Source organism: Streptomyces sp. NPDC057302 (genome assembly GCF_042667685.1).
GTDB lineage: Bacteria > Actinomycetota > Actinomycetes > Streptomycetales > Streptomycetaceae > Streptomyces.
Genome location: NZ_JBHUZJ010000015.1, coordinates 122,120 through 139,797, shown reverse-complemented (window position 1 = coordinate 139,797; position 17,678 = coordinate 122,120). Strand labels below are relative to the sequence as shown.

The 17,678-nt window shown below is 70.8% G+C and carries 16 protein-coding genes; 11 read left to right on the top strand and 5 right to left on the bottom strand.

What is annotated here, in order from left to right; genetic code table 11:
* Positions 1 to 26 precede the first annotated feature (26 nt).
* From ACFUPX_RS14295 to ACFUPX_RS14280, 4 genes are read left to right on the top strand one after another with little or no spacing between them, the layout of a single operon-like run.
* Entirely contained in the window at positions 27 to 767 is a 741-nt protein-coding gene (locus ACFUPX_RS14295) for an SDR family oxidoreductase (RefSeq protein WP_383320791.1), read from the top strand.
* Between the two features lie 58 nt (positions 768 to 825).
* Complete coding sequence (locus ACFUPX_RS14290; RefSeq protein ID WP_383320783.1) at positions 826 to 1,362, top strand: NUDIX hydrolase; 537 nt, start codon at positions 826 to 828, stop codon at positions 1,360 to 1,362.
* Between the two features lie 9 nt (positions 1,363 to 1,371).
* A complete protein-coding gene (locus tag ACFUPX_RS14285) occupies positions 1,372 to 1,764 on the top strand; it encodes a YidH family protein (protein ID WP_383320781.1) in 393 nt (130 codons plus the stop codon).
* On the top strand, positions 1,761 to 2,093 hold the full coding sequence (locus ACFUPX_RS14280) for a DUF202 domain-containing protein (RefSeq protein WP_383320779.1): 333 nt from the start codon (positions 1,761 to 1,763) through the stop codon (positions 2,091 to 2,093). Before ACFUPX_RS14285 ends, ACFUPX_RS14280 begins: the two co-directional genes overlap by 4 nt.
* A gap of 34 nt (positions 2,094 to 2,127) precedes the next feature.
* Here ACFUPX_RS14280 and ACFUPX_RS14275 read toward each other — a convergent pair whose 3' ends face one another.
* Positions 2,128 to 3,063 carry an NADP-dependent oxidoreductase gene (locus tag ACFUPX_RS14275; RefSeq protein WP_383320778.1) on the bottom strand — a complete coding sequence of 312 codons (936 nt, stop codon included), beginning with the start codon at positions 3,061 to 3,063 and terminating at the stop codon, positions 2,128 to 2,130.
* Positions 3,064 to 3,224: 161 nt separating this feature from the next.
* Here ACFUPX_RS14275 and ACFUPX_RS14270 point away from each other — a divergent pair, with 161 nt between their 5' ends.
* The 3 genes from ACFUPX_RS14270 to ACFUPX_RS14260 all read left to right on the top strand — a co-directional run bounded on the left by ACFUPX_RS14270 (position 3,225) and on the right by ACFUPX_RS14260 (position 6,038).
* Positions 3,225 to 3,521, top strand: coding sequence for a hypothetical protein (locus ACFUPX_RS14270; protein WP_383320776.1), 297 nt, complete (start codon positions 3,225 to 3,227; stop codon positions 3,519 to 3,521).
* A gap of 227 nt (positions 3,522 to 3,748) precedes the next feature.
* Positions 3,749 to 4,780: a phosphotransferase family protein gene (locus ACFUPX_RS14265; protein ID WP_383320774.1), complete on the top strand. Its 1,032-nt coding sequence runs from the start codon at positions 3,749 to 3,751 to the stop codon at positions 4,778 to 4,780.
* A gap of 7 nt (positions 4,781 to 4,787) precedes the next feature.
* On the top strand, positions 4,788 to 6,038 hold the full coding sequence (locus ACFUPX_RS14260; protein ID WP_383320772.1) for an acyl-CoA dehydrogenase family protein: 1,251 nt from the start codon (positions 4,788 to 4,790) through the stop codon (positions 6,036 to 6,038).
* Here the strand turns inward: ACFUPX_RS14260 and ACFUPX_RS14255 are convergent, their stop codons facing one another.
* The 3 genes from ACFUPX_RS14255 to ACFUPX_RS14245 are packed head-to-tail and all read right to left on the bottom strand — an operon-like array spanning position 6,039 to position 9,138.
* Positions 6,039 to 6,632 (bottom strand): TetR/AcrR family transcriptional regulator, encoded by a 594-nt coding sequence (locus ACFUPX_RS14255; protein WP_249590907.1) that lies wholly within the window; start codon positions 6,630 to 6,632, stop codon positions 6,039 to 6,041. It abuts the gene before it with no gap.
* Between the two features lie 26 nt (positions 6,633 to 6,658).
* Entirely contained in the window at positions 6,659 to 8,377 is a 1,719-nt protein-coding gene (locus ACFUPX_RS14250) for a class I adenylate-forming enzyme family protein (protein WP_383320770.1), read from the bottom strand.
* On the bottom strand, positions 8,374 to 9,138 hold the full coding sequence (locus tag ACFUPX_RS14245; RefSeq protein WP_383320768.1) for an SDR family oxidoreductase: 765 nt from the start codon (positions 9,136 to 9,138) through the stop codon (positions 8,374 to 8,376). The genes ACFUPX_RS14250 and ACFUPX_RS14245 overlap by 4 nt, the downstream gene beginning before the upstream one ends.
* A gap of 158 nt (positions 9,139 to 9,296) precedes the next feature.
* Here ACFUPX_RS14245 and ACFUPX_RS14240 point away from each other — a divergent pair, with 158 nt between their 5' ends.
* From ACFUPX_RS14240 to ACFUPX_RS14225, 4 genes are all read left to right on the top strand, one after another.
* Entirely contained in the window at positions 9,297 to 10,565 is a 1,269-nt protein-coding gene (locus ACFUPX_RS14240; protein ID WP_383320767.1) for an exo-beta-N-acetylmuramidase NamZ domain-containing protein, read from the top strand.
* A gap of 106 nt (positions 10,566 to 10,671) precedes the next feature.
* The gene (locus ACFUPX_RS14235; protein ID WP_383320765.1) at positions 10,672 to 12,036 is read left to right on the top strand and encodes an erythromycin esterase family protein; all 1,365 of its coding nucleotides are present in this window, start codon (positions 10,672 to 10,674) and stop codon (positions 12,034 to 12,036) included.
* 134 nt (positions 12,037 to 12,170) lie between these two features.
* Entirely contained in the window at positions 12,171 to 13,424 is a 1,254-nt protein-coding gene (locus ACFUPX_RS14230; RefSeq protein ID WP_383320789.1) for an MFS transporter, read from the top strand.
* A gap of 67 nt (positions 13,425 to 13,491) precedes the next feature.
* The gene (locus tag ACFUPX_RS14225; RefSeq protein ID WP_383320763.1) at positions 13,492 to 14,763 is read left to right on the top strand and encodes a serine-threonine protein kinase; all 1,272 of its coding nucleotides are present in this window, start codon (positions 13,492 to 13,494) and stop codon (positions 14,761 to 14,763) included.
* An 11-nt stretch (positions 14,764 to 14,774) separates the two neighbouring features.
* Here the strand turns inward: ACFUPX_RS14225 and ACFUPX_RS14220 are convergent, their stop codons facing one another.
* Positions 14,775 to 17,600 carry a penicillin acylase family protein gene (locus tag ACFUPX_RS14220; RefSeq protein WP_383320761.1) on the bottom strand — a complete coding sequence of 942 codons (2,826 nt, stop codon included), beginning with the start codon at positions 17,598 to 17,600 and terminating at the stop codon, positions 14,775 to 14,777.
* Between the last annotated feature and the right edge of the window lie 78 nt (positions 17,601 to 17,678).

The following is a 17,678-nucleotide window of genomic DNA, read 5'->3' as shown; positions in this document are numbered from 1 at the left end:
CCCCGCACTCCCCCCCCGCCTGCACCGTGTCCAACCGCGCCGCGGCGCCCGCCCGGGGCGCCGAGCCCGCGCGCCAGGCGGTCGCCGCCGGGGCGAACGTCGTCCTGACCGACGTCCTCGACAAGGAGGGCGAGGTCACCGCCGCCGAGCTGGGCGAGCGCGCCCGCTTCGTCCACCACGACGTGACGTCGGAGGAGGACTGGCAGCACGTCGTCGAGCTCGCGGTCACCGAGTTCGGCGGGATCCACGGTCTGGTCAACAACGCCGGTATCTCCACGGGCCAGTTCCTGGAGTCGGAGTCGGTCGAGCACTTCCGCAAGGTGCTCGACATCAACCTGACCGGCGTCTTCATCGGCATGAAGAGCGTCGTCCCGGCCATGAAGGAGGCGGGCGGCGGCTCCATCGTGAACATCTCCTCCGCGGCCGGACTCATGGGCCTCGCGCTCACCGCCGGTTACGGCGCCTCCAAGTGGGGCGTCCGCGGCCTCACCAAGATCGGCGCGGTGGAGCTCGGCACCGCCCGCATCCGCGTCAACTCCGTCCACCCGGGCATGACGTACACCCCGATGACGGCCCAGGTGGGCATCGAGAAGGGCGAGGGCAACTACCCCAACACCCCGATGGGCCGGGTCGGCGAGCCGCACGAGATCGCGGGCGCCATGGTCTTCCTGCTCTCGGACGCCGCTTCGTACGTGACCGGCGCGGAGCTCGCCGTCGACGGCGGCTGGACCGCGGGCCCCACCGTGAAGTACGTCATGGGCCAGTAAGCACACCAGTAGGCAGGCCCTATAAGTACGCATGGGGCATTGAGGTTGGATGGTCGGCATGACGACGAACGGCCGGCCGGTGCCCGACCCCAGTGAAGAGATCCTGTCCATCGTCGACGAGAACGACGAGGTCGTCGGCGAGGCCCCGCGCGGTGAGGTGTACGCGCGGGGCCTGCGCCACCGCTGTGTGTTCATCCAGGCACGCGACGCCGATGGCCGCGTCTTCGTGCACCGGCGCACACCGGTCAAGCTGGTCTTCCCCTCGATGTACGACATGTTCGTCGGCGGTGTCGTCGGGGCCGGCGAGTCCTACGACGACGCGGCCCTGCGGGAGGCAGAGGAGGAGCTCGGGGTCCATGGACTGCCGCGCCCCACGCCGCTGTTCAAGTTCCTGTACGAGGACGGCGCGGGGCACAGCTGGTGGTCCTACCTCTACGAGGTGCGCTGCGACCTGCCCGTGGACCCGCAGGTCGAGGAGGTCGCCTGGCACGCCTTCCTCACCGACGCCGAGCTCGATGAGCGGCTCGGCGCGTGGGAGTGGGTGCCCGACGGGCTCGCCGCGTTCGAGCGGCTGCGGGAATTCCGCGCCGGTTAGGGTCGACCGGTGAGCAAATTCGTACAAAGCCTGCGCCTGTGGTTCGCGCCCGAAGGGATCCGTGACGAGGGCGACACCCCCGACTACCGCTTCTCGCTCGCCAACGAACGTACCTTCCTCGCCTGGCTGCGCACCGCGCTCGCCTTGATCGGCAGCGGTTTCGCGGTGGACCAGTTCCTGCCCGACCTGCGCTGGGGGTGGCGCATCGGGCTCGCGCTCGCCCTGCTCGCCGCGGGCGTGCTCAGCTCGCTGCGGGCGGTCAACCACTGGGTGCGCTGCGAGCGGGCCATGCGGCGGGGCGAGGATCTGCCCGTCTCGCGCTTCCCGACCGCCTTGAGCCTGGCCGTCGCGGTCGTGGCGCTCGCCATGGTCGTCGTCGTGCTCTTCGGGTGGGAAGGGTGAGCGACCAGGGCGAGGCGGGGGTCCCCGCACGCGATCCGGGGCTCCAGCCGGAGCGTACGAGGCTCGCGTGGCGGCGTACGACCCTGTCCTGCACCGTCGCCGCCGTCCTCGCGGCGCGGGCCGCCCTGCACGAGGGGACCACCGCGGTGGCCGTCCTCGCCTGCGCCCTCTGCCTGTTCCTGTGGCTCGGCTTCCTGGGCGTGGCGCACCGCAGGATGACCGAGCTCGCCGCCACCAGCAGACCGCTGCGGCTTTCGGCGCGGGCCGCGGCAACGGCGGCTCTGTGCACGATGGCGCTCGCGGCGTGCGCGACGGCCATGGTGTTCTGAAGCGGGCCCCCGCGCGGGCGGCGGCCGTGGCTGGTCAGTCCGCCCAGTCCACCGTCACGGCGATCTTGCCGCGGGTACGCCCCTCCGCACTGAGGCGGTAGGCGTCCGCCGCCCGCTCCAGCGGGAACGTCTGGTCGACGTGGACCGTGACGACGTCCTGCTCCACGAGCTGCGTCAGGCGCTGGAGGTCGTCGGCGTCCGGGCGTACGAAGCAGTAGTGCCCGCCCAGGCCGATCACCGCGCCGTCCGCGATGGACGCCAGCCGGCCGCCGGGCGCGAGGAGCTCGGCGGACACCTTGAGGGTGTCGCCGCCGATCGTGTCGAAGGCCGCGTCCACGCCCTCCGGTGCCAGGGCGCGCACGCGTTCGGCCAGACCGTCGCCGTAGGTGACCGGCTCCGCGCCGAGTTCGCGCAGGTAGTCGTGGTTGCGCTCGCTGGCGGTGCCGATGACGCGGGCGCCCGCGTGCCGGGCCAGCTGGACGGCGATGGAGCCGACGCCGCCTGCCGCCGCGTGCACGAGGGCGACGTCGCCCTCCGTCACCGCGAGGGTCTTGACGATCACCTGGTAGGCGGTGAGCCCCGCGAGCGGCAGCCCCGAAGCCTCCGCGAAGGTGAGGTTGCGCGGCTTGCGGGCGAGGGTGCGCACGGGGGCCGCCACGTACTCGGCGAAGGTGCCGCGCGAGAGGAAGTCCTCGCGTACGTAGCCGATGACCTCGTCCCCCACGGCGAACTCGGGGACGGAAGCGCCGGGCTGCACCACGACGCCCGCGACGTCCCAGCCCGGGATCACCGGGAAGACGGGGTCGAGGATGCCGTCGAGGTGGCCTGCCATGCACTTCCAGTCGACGGGGTTCACCGACGCGGCACGGACCTTCACCAGGACGGAGTCGGGGCCGACCTTCGGGTCGCGGACATCGCCGTACTCGAGGACTTCGGGGCCGCCGTACCGGCGGTAGCTGATCGCCTTCATGGGGTCGGCTTCATGGGAGTGCCTTCGTCGGATGGCCCGCGTGGCCGCGGCGCGGTGGTGGAAACATCAACAAGGCTTCCATATCCCCACCAAACGGGCATCGAGTACTAGCCTGAGAGAGTCACTCCCCTCCCCCGGTTCCCACAGAAGGTGCACGCGCCATGAGCACGCTCCACCACGAACACCCCGTCCACGAGCACATCCACGGCCCGGCCTGCGGCCACCCGGAGGTGCCGCACGGCGACCACGTCGACTACGCGCACGACGGTCACATGCACCGCCTGCACTCCGGCCACTGGGACGAGTGCGAGCCGGACGAGCACGCGGTCCACGAGGGGCACGACCACCGGCACGGCGAGGGCTGCGGGCACCCCTCGGTGCTGCACGGCGACCACGTCGACTACGTCCACGACGGCCACCGGCACGCGGCGCACGAGGGCCACTGGGACGACCACTGAGTCCCACCCGGACCCAGCGGCTCGACCTCCTTCCCCCGCACGGGCGCCAACTGGCAGTCTGTGGCGGGGGATCCGCACGTCCGGGCACCTTCGCGGCGCCGCGATCCTGATCACGTTCCCACGGCGCTCTGGACTACATACCGACTGGTCGGCATCATGAACGTCAGCGCGACGCCGCGCGTCAGCGGCGCGGCACTTCGACGACGACCGTCCGACCAGGAGCGAAGATGAGCTCAGACCATCCACCAGGCCTCGATCTCGACCAGTTGCGCGGCCATCTGGACCGCGAGCGGCCGGGCCTCGTGGGCGGACCGCTCACGGCCCGGCTGATCGAGGGCGGCCGGTCGAACCTCACGTACGCCGTGACGGACGGCGCCAAGCGCTGGGTCGTGCGGCGGCCACCGCTCGGGCACGTGCTGGCGACCGCGCACGACATGAAGCGCGAGCACCGGGTGATCAGCGCGCTGCACGGGACCGCCGTGCCGGTGCCGGCGCCCTTGCTGCTCTGCGAGGACGACGCCGTGATCGGTGCGTCCTTCTACGTCATGGAATTCGTGGACGGCACGCCCTTCCGCACCGCCGAGGAGCTCGCCCCGCTGGGCGTCGAGCGCACCCGGGCCGCGGTCCTCGGGCTCGTCGACACCCTCGTCGACCTGCACTCCGTGGACCCGCAAGCGGTCGGACTCGGTGACTTCGGGCGGCCCGACGGCTTCCTCGACCGGCAGCTGCGCCGCTGGGGCAAGCAGCTGGACGCCTCGCGCAACCGCGACCTGGCGGGGATCGACGAGCTGCACGCCGCCCTGGGGCGCCGGCTGCCCGTCTCCCCCGCGCCCACCGTCGTACACGGCGACTACCGGCTCGACAACGTCCTGATCGGCGAGGACGACCAGATCAAGGCGATCCTCGACTGGGAGATGTCCACCCTCGGCGACCCGCTCACCGACCTGGGCCTGCTCGTCATGTACAGCACGAAGCTCGAACTCCCGGGCTCCCCCATCAGCACCACGGCGGGCGCGGCCGGTCACCCCGAGGCCGCCGAGCTGATCGAGCGGTACGCGGCGCGCTCGGGGCGCGACGTCTCCGCGGTCTCCTGGTACACGGCGTTCGCGTGGTTCAAGCTCGCCGTGATCCTGGAGGGCATCCACTACCGGTACACGCTCGGCCAGACGGTCGGCGCGGGCTTCGACCGCATCGGGGAGCTGGTCCCCGTCTTCATCGAGCACGGCCTCACCACCCTCCAAGGACGACAGGAAGGCTGAGACAGCCATGGACTTCGCATTCGACGCCCGCACCGAAGAGCTGCGCGCCAAGCTCCTCACCTTCATGGACGAGCACGTCTACCCGGCGGAGAAGACCGCCGACGAGCAGCGCGCCCAGCTCGCCTCGCCCTGGGACACCCCGGCGATCGTCGGCGAGCTGAAGGCCGAGGCCCGCAAGCAGGGCCTGTGGAACCTCTTCCTGCCGGACGCCGAGCACGGCGCAGGGCTCACCAACCTCCAGTACGCCCCCCTCGCCGAGATCACAGGCCGCTCCCCGCACCTGGCGCCCACCGCGCTGAACTGCGCGGCCCCGGACACCGGCAACATGGAGGTCCTCGCCCAGTTCGGCAACGACGAGCAGAAGAAGCAGTGGCTGGAGCCGCTGCTCGCCGGTGAGATCCGCTCGGCGTTCGCGATGACCGAGCCGGAGGTGGCCTCGTCCGACGCCACGAACATCACCACGCTGATCGAGCGTGAAGGTGGGGGCACCTCCCGCTCGAGCGGAGCCGAGAGTGGGGGAGAATACGTCATCACTGGACGCAAGTGGTACATCTCCGGGGCGATGAATCCGGACTGCCAGATCTTCATCCTGATGGGCAAGACGGACCCGGAGAACTCCGACCCGCGCCGCCAGCAGTCCATGGTGCTCGTGCCGCGCGACACCCCGGGTGTCGAGGTACGGCGCGCGATGCAGGTGTACGGCTACGAGGACCACTCCCACGGAGGCCACGCCGAGGTCGTCTTCGACCGGGCCCGGGTCCCCGTGAGCAACCTGGTGGGCGAGGAGGGCGGCGGCTTCGCCATCGCCCAGGCGCGGCTGGGCCCCGGCCGCATCCACCACTGCATGCGGCTCATCGGCATGGCCGAGCGTGCCATCGAGCTGATGTGTCAGCGGGCGGTGGCGCGTACCGCGTTCGGCAAGCCGCTGGCCCAGCAGGGCGTCGTACAGGAGTGGATCGCGGACGCCCGGGTCGCGGTGGAGCAGCTGCGGCTGCTCGTCCTGAAGACCGCGTGGCTGATGGACACCGTGGGCAACAAGGGTGCGCACACGGAGATCCAGTCCATCAAGATCGCCACCCCGCGCACGGTCGTCGGCATCCTCGACCAGGCGGTCCAGCTGCACGGCGCGGGTGGCGTCAGCCAGGACTTCCCGCTGGCGGAGCTGTGGGCGGCGGCGCGGACGCTGCGGCTGGCCGACGGGCCTGATGAGGTGCACCAGCGGTCGTTGGCCCGACGGGAGCTCAAGAAGTACCTGTGACTACGGTCGCAGCGCCCTCAGCAGCAGGTCCGCCAAGTGGTCGGCGACCTGCTGCGGGGTGAGGGGGCCACCCGGCCGGTACCAGGTGGACAGGTGGTGGACCGAGCCGAAGTGGTAGTCCACCACCAGGTCCGCCGGGGTGGCCTTGGAGAAGACGCCGGCCTCCTGGCCCTCCTCGATCAGCGCGCGGAACCGCTCGTGGTAGCGGCGGCGCTCGGAGCGCACCTGCTTGTTCTTCTCCGGGCTCAGGTGGTGCATGGAGCGGAAGAAGATCGAGGCGTCGTCCAGGTTGTCGATGGTCGTGACGACCACGTCCGCCGCCGCGTCCCGCACCCGCTGCTCGATGGGGGCGTCCGCGTCCGCGAAGGCGTCCAGACGCTCCTGCTGCACGCGCAGCACGCGCGCGTACACCTCGTGCAGGAGATCGTCCTTGGATCCGAAGTAGTGGTAGAGCGCACCCTTGGTGACGCCTGCCGACTCCACGATCTCCTGCACCGACGTGCGGTCGTAGCCGCGGTCGGCGAAGAGCCGCGTGGCGGCGGCCAGCAGCCGCTGAGGGACGGGCGTGCCGTCACCGTCCGTCGTCCTGGCCACTGCCGCCACCTGCCTTTCGATCGGGGCTAGCCCTCGGCCTGCCGAGAGCCCGTGTTGTCGTGGGAACGCAGTTCCCGCCGGAGGATCTTCCCACTTGTGGTCTTCGGAAGTTCCGGCAGGATCTCGACCGCACGCGGGTATTTATAGGCGGCGAGCCGCTCCTTGCAGTAAGCGGCCAGCTCGTCCGGTGCCGCTTCGGCGCCCGGCCGCAGGCTGACGAAGGCCTTGACCGTCTCGCCGCGGTAGCTGTCGGGGACGCCGATCACCGCCGCCTCGCGGACGGCTGCGTGACTGTAGAGGACGTCCTCCACCTCGCGCGGCCAGACCTTGAACCCGGACGCGTTGATCATGTCCTTCTTGCGGTCGACCACGTAGAGCCAGCCCTTGGCGTCCATGAAGCCGATGTCGCCGGTGCGCAGCTCGCCGTCGGGGAACGCCTCGTCCGTGGCCTCGGGGCGCTTCCAGTAGCCGGGCACGACCTGCGGTCCGCGCACGGTGATCTCGCCCTGCTCGCCGAAGGGGACGTCCGCGCCGTGGTCGTCGACGATCCTGACGACCGTCTCCGGGCCGGGCACGCCGACGGCCAGCGTGCCGGACACCGGGTCGACCGGCGCCTCCTGGCCCGGCGGCACGGACGCGCAGGGCGCGGTGCACTCGGTGAGCCCGTAGCCGTTGTGGAGGTAGGGGCCCAGGCGGTCGCGGAACTTCTCGACCAGGGCGGGCGGCAGCGGCGCGCCGCCCGAGGAGATCATCGTGAAGGAGTCGAAGTGCTCCCGCGTCACGGAGGGGTGGGCGGCGAGCGCCATGAAGGCCGTGGAGGGGCCCACGGTGTACGCGGGCTTGTGCTCGGCGAAGGCGTCGAGGACGACCCCGGCCTCGAAGCGGTAGGCCAGCGCGAGGGTGCCCGCGTTGGTCAGCGCGCCCGCGACCTGCGCGACCATGCCCGTGATGTGGAAGAGCGGCGCCATCGCGAAGTAGCAGGCGCCTTCGGGGATGCCGGAGCCCGTGCGCTGCCGCTCGGCGTTGTAGGTGATGTTGCCGTGGGTGTTCATGGCGCCCTTGGGGGTGCCGCTCGTACCCGACGTGTAGCTGATCAGCGCGATGTCGGAGGGACCGAGCCGCCGGTCACCGGGCGCCGGGAGGCCCTGCCGGGCGACCGTCACCAGGTCCTCGGCGTCGGCGGCCTGCGGGAGGCGCTCGAAGTCCAGGACCCGGGTGTCGCCCCGCGTCTGGAGGTCGAGCTGGCACGCGGTGAGCACGATGCGTACGGGCGAGGGCGCGGACGTCTCGCGCAGATACGTCTCCCAGGCGCGGTCCGAGCAGATCAGCGCGGTCACGTCGGCGTCCGCGAGGACGTGCCCGACCTCCGCCGACTTGTACATGGGGTTCACCGGCACGACCGTGGCGCCCGCCTTCCACGCGCCGAGCAGCGCGATCACGAAGTGCGGGGTGTTCTGCAGGAGGATCGCCACCCGCTCGCCCCGGGCGAGGCCCCGTGCGGCCAGGTGCCCGGCGACGGAGTCGGTGAGGGCGTCCACCTCGCGGTAGCTCAGGCGCCCGTCGAAGTAGGCCAGGGCCGTGTGCTCGGGGGCCTTGAGCACCGAGGCGCGGAAGGCGTGCACGAGGGAGGGCGCCGGTTCGACCGGGGCGCGCTGGGCCTCGTTCAGGCGGGCCAGCCAGGGCTTGGCGGCATAGATGGAGGCGGTCGGGTCGGCGTCGGACGCGGTCGGGGTCGTCTCGCTCACCGCTCCGCCGCCTCCCACTTCTGCTGGATGTGGTTCATGCCGGTGAGCCATGTGTCGGGCTCGGCGGCGCGGATGCGGTAGTACTCGGCGACCTCGGGGTGCGGCAGGATCAGGAAGCGGTTCTCCTCGATCCCGGCGAAGAGGGCGTCCGCCACGTCGGCGGGCTCGATCGCGGTGGGGGTGAGCACGAGGTCGCCCGCGGTGCCGGTGGCGGCGAGCATGTCGGTGCGCACGCCCTGGGGACAGATCGCGTGGACGTTGATCCCGCGGTGCCGGTAGGTGAGCGAGAGCCACTCCGCGAAGGCGTACGCGCCGTGCTTGGTGACGCTGTAGGGCGCGGCGCCGATCATGGTGAGCAGTCCGGCCGCCGAGACCGTGGAGACGAACCGGCCGCTGCCGCGCTCCAGCCACTCGGGGAGCAGCGCGTTCGCCGCGCGGACGTGGGCCATGACGTTGACGTCCCAGGCCGTGGCCCAGACCTCCTCCGGCGCGGCCTCCGAGCCGCCGGAGCCCAGGCCCGCGTTGGCGCAGTACACGTCGACGGTGCCGCTGAGCGCTTCTCTGGCCTCCGGCACGATCGTGGACGCGTCGCCCGGCACGGCCACCGCGCCGATCTCGTCGGCCACCGCCCTGGCCTTGGCGGCGTCCAGGTCGTTGACCACGACGCGCGCCCCGGCGGCGGCGAACCGGCGGGCCAGCGCGGCCCCGATTCCGCCTCCGGCACCGGTGACGACAACTCCCTTGTCCTGCAAGGTCTCCACGTTCAGTCTCCTTCGACCGCGGCTCCGCTGTGATCGCAGACTAACCAGTCGGTATGTACGGATGGAAGGGGGTCGGGCAGCCAGGTTCGTTCCCCGCCGGGGGTCCGCGCGCTAGCGTGCGTGGCCATGACAGCCACCGCGCTCACGGAGGTCTCCGCATGAACCTGTCCCGAGGCAGCCTGTCCAGACGGGGCCTGCTGGCCGCCACCGGCGCCACGGCCCTCACCTCGGCGGCCCCTGCCTCCGCCGCGGGAGGCGGCGGCGGATCGGGCGACGGCCGGCGGCTGCGCACCGGCTTCGAACGGCTGGCCGCCGACGGCTACGCGCTCCTGGACGGGGAGCGGGTCGGCGTCGTCACCAACCCCACCGGCGTCACCAGGGACGTACGCCACATCGTCGACGTCATGCACGCCGACGATCGGGTGGACCTGGTCGCGGTGTTCGGCCCCGAGCACGGCTTTCGCGGGACGGCCCAGGCGGGCGGCTCCGAGGGGCGCTACGACGATCCGGCGACCGGGCTCCCCGTCTACGACACGTACCAGAAGAGCGGCAAGGCGCTGGCCGACATCTTCACGGCCTCCCGCGTCGACACGATCGTCTTCGACATCCAGGACGCGGGTGCGCGCTTCTACACGTACATCTGGACGCTCTTCGACTGCATGGAGTCGGCCGAGCTCGCGGGCAAACGTTTCGTCGTCCTCGACCGGCCGAACCCGGTGACGGGGCGCGGCGCGTACGGGCCCGTGCTGCACAAGGAGTTCGCGACGTTCGTCGGGCGTCAGCCGATCTCGCAGCAGCACGGGCTGACGGTGACGGAGCTGGCGCTGCTGTTCAACGGCGAGTTCCTCCAGCGCCCCGCGCGGCTGGAGACCGTGCGCATGACGGGGTGGAAGCGCTCGGACTTCTACGACGCCTCCGAGCTGCCCTGGGTGCCGCCGAGCCCGAACATGCCCACGCCCGACACCGCCCTGGTCTACAGCGGCACCTGCCTCTTCGAGGGCACGAACCTCTCCGAGGGGCGCGGCACGACCCGGCCCTTCGAGCTGCTCGGCGCGGAGGGCATCGACCGGAAGTGGGCCGCCGCGGCCAACGACGTCGGGCTGCGCGGGGTGGACTTCCGGGAGGCCTACTTCGCGCCGACGTTCTCCAAGTTCCAGGGCAAGACGATCGGCGGCGTCCAGCTCCACGTGCACGACCGCGAGTCCTACGACCCGGTGCGCACCGGCATCGCGCTCCTGGTGACCGCGAAGAAGGTGTGGAGCGGCTTCGCCTGGCGCCCGGACAACTGGATCGACAAGCTGACGGGCTCGACCCGGGTGCGCACCATGATCGACGCGGGCGCGGACACGGACGAGGTGGTGGGCGGCTGGCAGGAGGAGCTCACGCGGTTCCGCGCGGTGCGCAGGCGCTATCTGCACTACCGGTAGGGGGAAGGCCCCACCCGTGAGGGGGGTGCCTGCCGGATGGCAGGTACCCCCGGCGGCCCGGGATCGTGATCTTCAGCTCCGTACACCCGAGTTGAGGAGATCCCGCATGGCACGGACAGCACGGACAGCCCGGACAGCCCGGACAGCCCGGACAGCCCGGCGCACGGTCCCGCTGGCACTGGCAGGCACGCTCGGCCTGGGGGTGCTCGTGGCTCCCCAGGCGGCCCAGGCGCGGCCGGGCCCCGCGGATCCGGTACCGGCGATCGAGCGCGCGGCCCACCCCTTGCGTTCGACCGATCCGGGCGGCTCCACGAAGGACCTGCGGCCGCTGGGCCGGATGGTGGGTGACGCTTCGGTGGTGGGCCTGGGCGAGGCCACACATGGTTCGCACGAATTCTTCACCATGAAGGACCGCGTGTTCCGCTATCTCGTGGAGGAGAAGGGCTTCACCACCTTCGCCCAGGAGGTCAGCTGGACGACGGGGCTGCGCTTCGACGCGTACGTCCACGGGGGCAAGGGAGACGTGCGCGCGCTCGTCCACAAGGAGCTGACGAAGACGCCCTGGGACACCGAGGAGTACGTCGAGCTCCTGACGTGGATGCGCGCGTACAACGACAAGCATCCGGACCGCCAGGTGCGCTTCATGGGCGACGACCTCAACTACCCCGAACTCGGGCACGAGCTGTTCGACGGCGTGGAGGACTACGTCCGCGCGCACGAGCCCGCCCTGCTGCCACGGATCACCGAGCTGTACGCGCCGATCCGCCGCCTCGCGGACGGCGACGCGTACATGGCCAGGCCTCTGGAGGAGCGCCGGAAACTGGCGGAGAAGGCGCGGGAGGCGCTGAAACTCCTGAAGGGTCTCCAACACGGCTCTTCCGGCCAGGAGTTCACCTATGTGCTGCACCATGCCCGGTCCATCTCGCAGACCGCCACGATCTACGCCTTCCCCTTCGACACCCCCCAGGGCATCAAGGACGGCATGCTGTACCGCGACCGCCTGATGGCGCAGAACACCGCCTGGTGGCAGCGGCGCACCGGCGACAAGGTGCTCCTGTCGGCGCACAACGCCCATGTCGGGTACGAGAGTTACGACCCTCAGTACCCGAAGATGCAGGGCGCCTTCCTGCGGGACCGGCTCGGCGAGCGGTACGTGAGCATGGGGTTCACCTTCGACCGGGGGGCGCTCATGGCGCAGAGCGCCGACTCCGAGGTGTGGAAGCCCCGCTCGGTGGGCGCGGCGACGCCGGACATGAACGAGTACACGCTCGACAAGGTGCGTCACGACGACTACTTCCTGGACATGCGGACCGCTCCCGCCACCGCCCGCAAGTGGCTCGGCACGGCGCGGCTGACCAAGAGCATCGGCACGGCGTACCCGGACGGCCCCCACAAGATCCGGCTCGCGCCCTCGCACGACATCCTGATCCATCTGCACCGCGTCACCGCAGCTCACCGCCAGTCTCAATGACCGAGACAAGCAGTCCCAGGTATTGACTGTCCCCTACATCCAACGCGACAGTGCCGGTCGTGCGGAGTGAAACGACAGCAGCAGAGAAGCAGCGGGAACAGCAGGTCAAGGACGCGGGCGGCAGCACCGAGAGCATGCGCCGGGTGGCCGTCGCGTCCTTCATCGGGACGGCCATCGAGTTCTACGACTTCTACATCTACGGCACGGCGGCCGCCCTCGTCCTGAACGAGGCGTTCTTCCCGACCCTGGACCCGGTCAACGCCACCCTCGCCTCCTTCTCCACCTACGCGGTGGCGTTCGCGGCGCGGCCCATCGGCTCGGTCATCTTCGGGCACTTCGGCGACCGGGTCGGGCGCAAGTCGGTGCTCGTGGCCTCGCTGCTGCTCATGGGGCTCTCGACGGCGCTCGTCGGACTCCTGCCCGGCTACGGCACGTTGGGCATCTGGGCGCCGGTCCTGCTGATCCTGCTGCGCTTCCTCCAGGGCATCGGGCTCGGCGGCGAGTGGGGCGGGGCCGCGCTGCTCGCGGTGGAGCACGCGCCGAAGAAGAAGCGCGGGATGTACGCGGCGTTCCCCCAACTCGGCCCGTCCGTCGGGTTCTTCGCGGCGACCGGCGTCTTCTGGCTGCTGTCCTCCGCACTCTCCGACGACGCGTTCCGGTCCTGGGGATGGCGCGTGCCGTTCCTGCTCTCCTTCCTCCTCGTCGGCGTCGGACTCTTCGTACGGATGCGCATCAGCGAGACGCCGGTGTTCGCGAAGGTCATGGAGGCGCAGGAGGCCAGCAAGGTCCCCACGCTCGACGTGCTGCGGCGCCATCCGCGCGAACTGCTGCTCGGCGCGGGCGGGATGGTCGTCGCGTACGGACTCTTCTACACGGCGACGACGTACTGCCTCGCCTACTCCACCGGCACCCTGGGCGTCTCCCGCAACACCATGCTGGGCCTCTCGCTGGTCGCCTGCCTCTTCCTCGCTGCCGGTACGTGGCTCGCGGCGACCCGCTCCGACGGCGCGGGACGGCGCAAGCTGATCCTCGCGGGCGCCGGGCTCGCGGTGGTGTGGGGCCTGGTGCTCTTCCCCCTCCTGGACACCGAGCAGCCGGTGCTGATGGCCCTGGCGATCGGCGGCGCGCTGTTCTGCATGGGCGTGGTGTACGGGCCGATGGGCGCGTATCTGCCGGAGCTGTTCGGCACCAACGTGCGCTACTCGGGCGCCTCGCTGGCCTACAACCTGGGCGGCGTGCTGGGCGGCGCGGTCTCCCCGCTGGTGGCGACGCGGCTGCAGTCCGCGTTCGGATCCTCCTCGGTGGGGTGGTACGTGAGCGCGATGGCCGTCGTGTCCCTGGTGTGTGTGCTCGCCCTTCCGGAGACCCGCGAGCGCGAACTGGTGTGAGGCCGGCGCGAACTCATGTGCTGCGGGACATCTGGTCAGTACACCGGCGCCGCAGGACGATGAGCACGTGGAGCCCTACTGGGAACTGACCTTCGACGCCGACGGAGACGTGGACACCACGCAGCGCGATCACCTCCTCGCGGAGGTGGCCGCCGAGCGCGTCACCGATCTCCTCGTCCTCGCGCACGGCTGGAACAACGACCAAGACATGGCGACCGACCTCTACCGCCGCTTCTTCACGCCGTGCCGGGACCTCGCGGGTCCGGGCGTACGCCTGGGGTACGTGGGCGTGCTCTGGCCCGCCATCCGCTTCCCCGACGAGCCGATCCCGGACTTCGAACCCAGGGTCACGGCCACCGGCCCCGGTCCCGCACCGGGCGCGGGCCCCCTGCTCGACGAGCCGACCCGGGCCCTGCTGGCGCGCACGTTCCCCGACCACGACGACGAACTGCTGCGCATCGGCGAGCTGCTGGCCGAGCGCTCCGCGGTGCCCTCGCGTCTCTACGCGTACGGGCGCCTCGTACGCGACCTGGTCGCCGTCCACCAGAACAGCGCCGCCCACCGCTTCGCCGACGACACCTGGACGGGCGTGCCCGCCATGCTGACCGACGACGCGGTCGAGGTGTGCCAGGTGTTCGCCGCGGCGATGGAGGGCACCGGACAGCAGGAGCTCTTCGGCAGCCTGCGCAAACGGCTGTGGAACGGAGCGCACGAACTCCTGCGCCAGGCCAGCTACTACGCCATGAAACGCCGGGCGGGGTCGGTGGGCCAGCTCGGGCTCGGCCCGGCGATCGGGCTGCTGGCCCGCGAGGCGCCGGACGTGCGGGTCCATCTCATCGGGCACAGCTTCGGGGCGCGGCTCGTGTCGTACAGCTTGCGCGGGATGCCCGCGTCGGTGCGCACCGTGAAGTCCACCACACTGCTCCAAGGGGCCTTCTCGCACTACGCGTTCTCCAAGCGACTGCCGCACGCTCCCTCGCGCGGCGGCGCGCTGAACGGGGTGCAGCGGCGGATCGACGGCCCCCTGGTCGCCTGCTACTCCCGCCACGACGACGCCCTGGGCAAGATCTATCCCCTGGCGTCCAAGCTCGCCGGGGACTCCTCGACCTTCCTCGGCATCTGGGAGCGCTGGGGCGCCATCGGTTACAACGGCATCCGGGCGGTGGACGGCGCCAAGCGCATCAAGCTGGGCCGGGCCATCCCCGCCAAGGGGTGCGTGAGCGTGGACGTGTCGGCGGTGGTGCGGCGCGGCGGTCCGCCCTCCGGCGCACACAGCGACATCTGCCACGAGGAGCTGGCGCGTGTCGTGTTCGCCGCAGGACGGATCGCCCGTACGTAACTCCTCTGTCTCTAGCGGTGCTTGGGGAACTCGACGACCTGCTGGTACGTGGGCCGGTTCTGCCACTGGATCGGCCCGTGCGTGATGCCGCCGAGCGCCCGGTGGATGACCGAGTCCGCGCACCACTGGTTGCCGGCGGCGCAGCTCGCGTCGCCGGGGTAGACCTCGGTCGCGGGCTTGGCCGCGGCCTGCGTGAGAGTGCTCAGAAGCGCGTCACGGCAGGCGTCCAGCTTCCCCCCGCCGCAGTACTTCTCGCCGAGCTCGCCCTGCACGGGTTCGCCGAGCACGGCCCGCAGATCCTTGTCCGCGAAGCCCCACCAGCCGTACTGGAAGGCCGATCCGGCGTGCGCCCCGGTCGGGCCGTGCCCGGCGGAGGGCGACTCGTCGGTGCCGAGCTGCGCCGTCAGCGCGTCGTAGAGATCCTTGCCCATGCCCGGCTTGAACTCGGCCTCGATCAGCAGGGGCCACCAGGCGTCCATGATGCGTACGGCGTCGGGGTGGGCGTACGTCTTGGAGCCCGCCGCCGTCTGGTTGCGCTGCGCCCCGGCCTTCTGCCACGCCTCCAACTGCTGGATGGCCTTGGTCTGCCCGGGGTCGGTGACGGGCTTGCTCCGCACCACCTTGAGCAGTTCGGGAAGCACCTGCTCGCCGCGCAGGTCGGTGACCGCCGCCTCGGACATGGCCTGGGTCAGCTTGGCCCGGGTGACGCCGCCCTGCTCGGTGAGCTTCTTGACCCGTCCGTCGAGCAGGTCGCCGCGGTGGACGGCGCTGATGCCGAAGCCCGCCGTGCTGAAGTCCTTGGCCTGCTTGTTGTTCCAGGAGATGTAGTAGTCCTGGTTGACGGACTGCGGGTGCTCGGCCGGCGGGGTCTGCTTCGAGGTGTTGTTCTCCGGGTCGAAGTCCAGCCATTCATTGGCCTGTTGGGCCTTGATGGGCAGGGCGGGGTCGATGTCCTTGGCGCGCTGCGGGTTGGCGCCGCTGTTGTAGTACGCGGTGTCGCGCGAGTCGGCGTAGAACCAGTTGAAGGCGTAGCTGATGTTCTGGGCCGCCTTCTTGAACGTCGACGCGTCCGTGACGTACGTCGGGTCGTTCAGCATCTGGAAGCCGATGATCGAGTCCGCCTCGTGCCGGTAGGTGGAGCGCAGCGAGACGTACGCGACGGGCTTGCCCTCGACGTTCGCGCGGTGCGTCACGACGCCGTACTTCGTGCGGAACACCTGCATGCGGTAGGAGCCCGCGGCCGTGGAGTCGGCGAGGGTCGGCTTCCAGGCGTTCTTGCGCTCCAGCTTCTCCATGGGGGTGCAGGCGCCGTGGTGGAGGTAGTGGGTGGACTGCTTCGTGGGGGCGCCGCCGCCCGGTTCGCAGAGCTCGACGGCGTACGTGTCCGTGATGTCCTGCCCGGCGGAGGTGGCCGACCAGGCGTAGTCCTGGCCGCGGCCCAGCTGGACGTACATGCCGACACCCGCGAAGGAGACGCCGCGCGCGCTGATGCCGGGACCCTGGAGCTCCTGCTGCATGAGGAGCTGGGGGGCGAAGTAGCCGGTCTGCGGGCCGAAGACGGCTACGGGGTTGCCGCTCGCGGTGTGCTTGGCGGAGACGACCAGGGCGTTCGACATGCCCTTCTTCTGCCCGTCCTTCTTGAACAGGTCGGCGGGCAGCACCCCGTCGTCGTACATCCCCTGGAGCGGCTTGAGCTTCTTGGGCGCCTTCACCGGGTCCTTGAGGGCCTTGGACGTGGACTTGGCCCCGCCCTCACGGTCGTAGACGAGCTGCTCGCGCTCGACCGACCCGGCGTCGGGCATCGCGACGCCGCGCGCGTCCTTGGGCTTGCCCGCGTACGGGAAGCTCGTGCCGTCGTGGATGGTCTGGACGGCCTCGGGGTCGTTGCGGGCGCGGAAGGACTCCCAGACCTTTGTGCCCTTCTCGACGCCGTACTTCTGCTGCGACTGGAGCAGGGAGAGGGCCGATTCGACCTCTCCGCCGCCGCCGTTGCCGAAGAGCCCGCCGACGACGGACGCCAGCGCGATCATGTCGGTGATCTTGAAGGGCGCGATCTCGCCGATGTTGGTGATCGCGTCGATCTTGCCGGTCAGCACGTACTCACCGGGGAAGTAGCGGCCGTTCTTCGACTTCACGCGGTAGGAGTTGAGGCCGTCGATATAGGCCTGGGCGTCCTCCATCGCCTGCTTGCCGCGTTCGCCCTGCGTCGACCTGATGTACTCGACCTGCTGCTCCAGGTCCTTCTCCGTGTACGGGGCCTGCGGCCAGAACTGCTGCTCCAGGCCTTGGTTGGCGAGCGCGCCGCCCGCGAACGAGGTCAGCTCGCCGCGGCCGATGTGCCGGAACAGGTCGATGAGCCAGAGGCGGTCCTGACCGGCCGCGAAGCCCGCGCCGAACTCGGTGCCGTAGCGCGTGGTGCCCTTGATGTGCGGGATGCCGTACTTCTTGTCCCGGGTGATCGTCACGTCGTCGCGCGGCTTGGTGACGGAGTCGACCTGGCCGTCGCGGACGCCGAAGGACGCGTCGTTGAAGAACTCCGTCAGCTTGTCGTCGGTGAGGGACGGATAGCCGGAGGAGAGCGCGTCGTAGGGCCCCAGTTGGTCGTTCGCGTGCTTGGGCTGGGTGCCCAGGACCCGGTGGGCGAGGATCTCGGCGAGCGTGGCGTTGCCGTTCGCGCCGGGCGGCAGGATGTCCGCGCACTGCGCCCCGCAGTAGTCGGTGACCGGCGGTGGCTCGTCGGCCGCGGCCGCCCCCGGCTGCGGCGCGAGGAGACCCGCGGCGAGCGCGAGCGCCGCCGTGGCGGTGAGGGTTCTGAGCCGGACGATGCGTTGTCGCATGGGTGCTCCTCTGGGCTCCGCTTGTGCTCCTGTGGGAGGGAGTTGGGGCGGAGGTTACTGGCGGGTTGCCGAACCCGG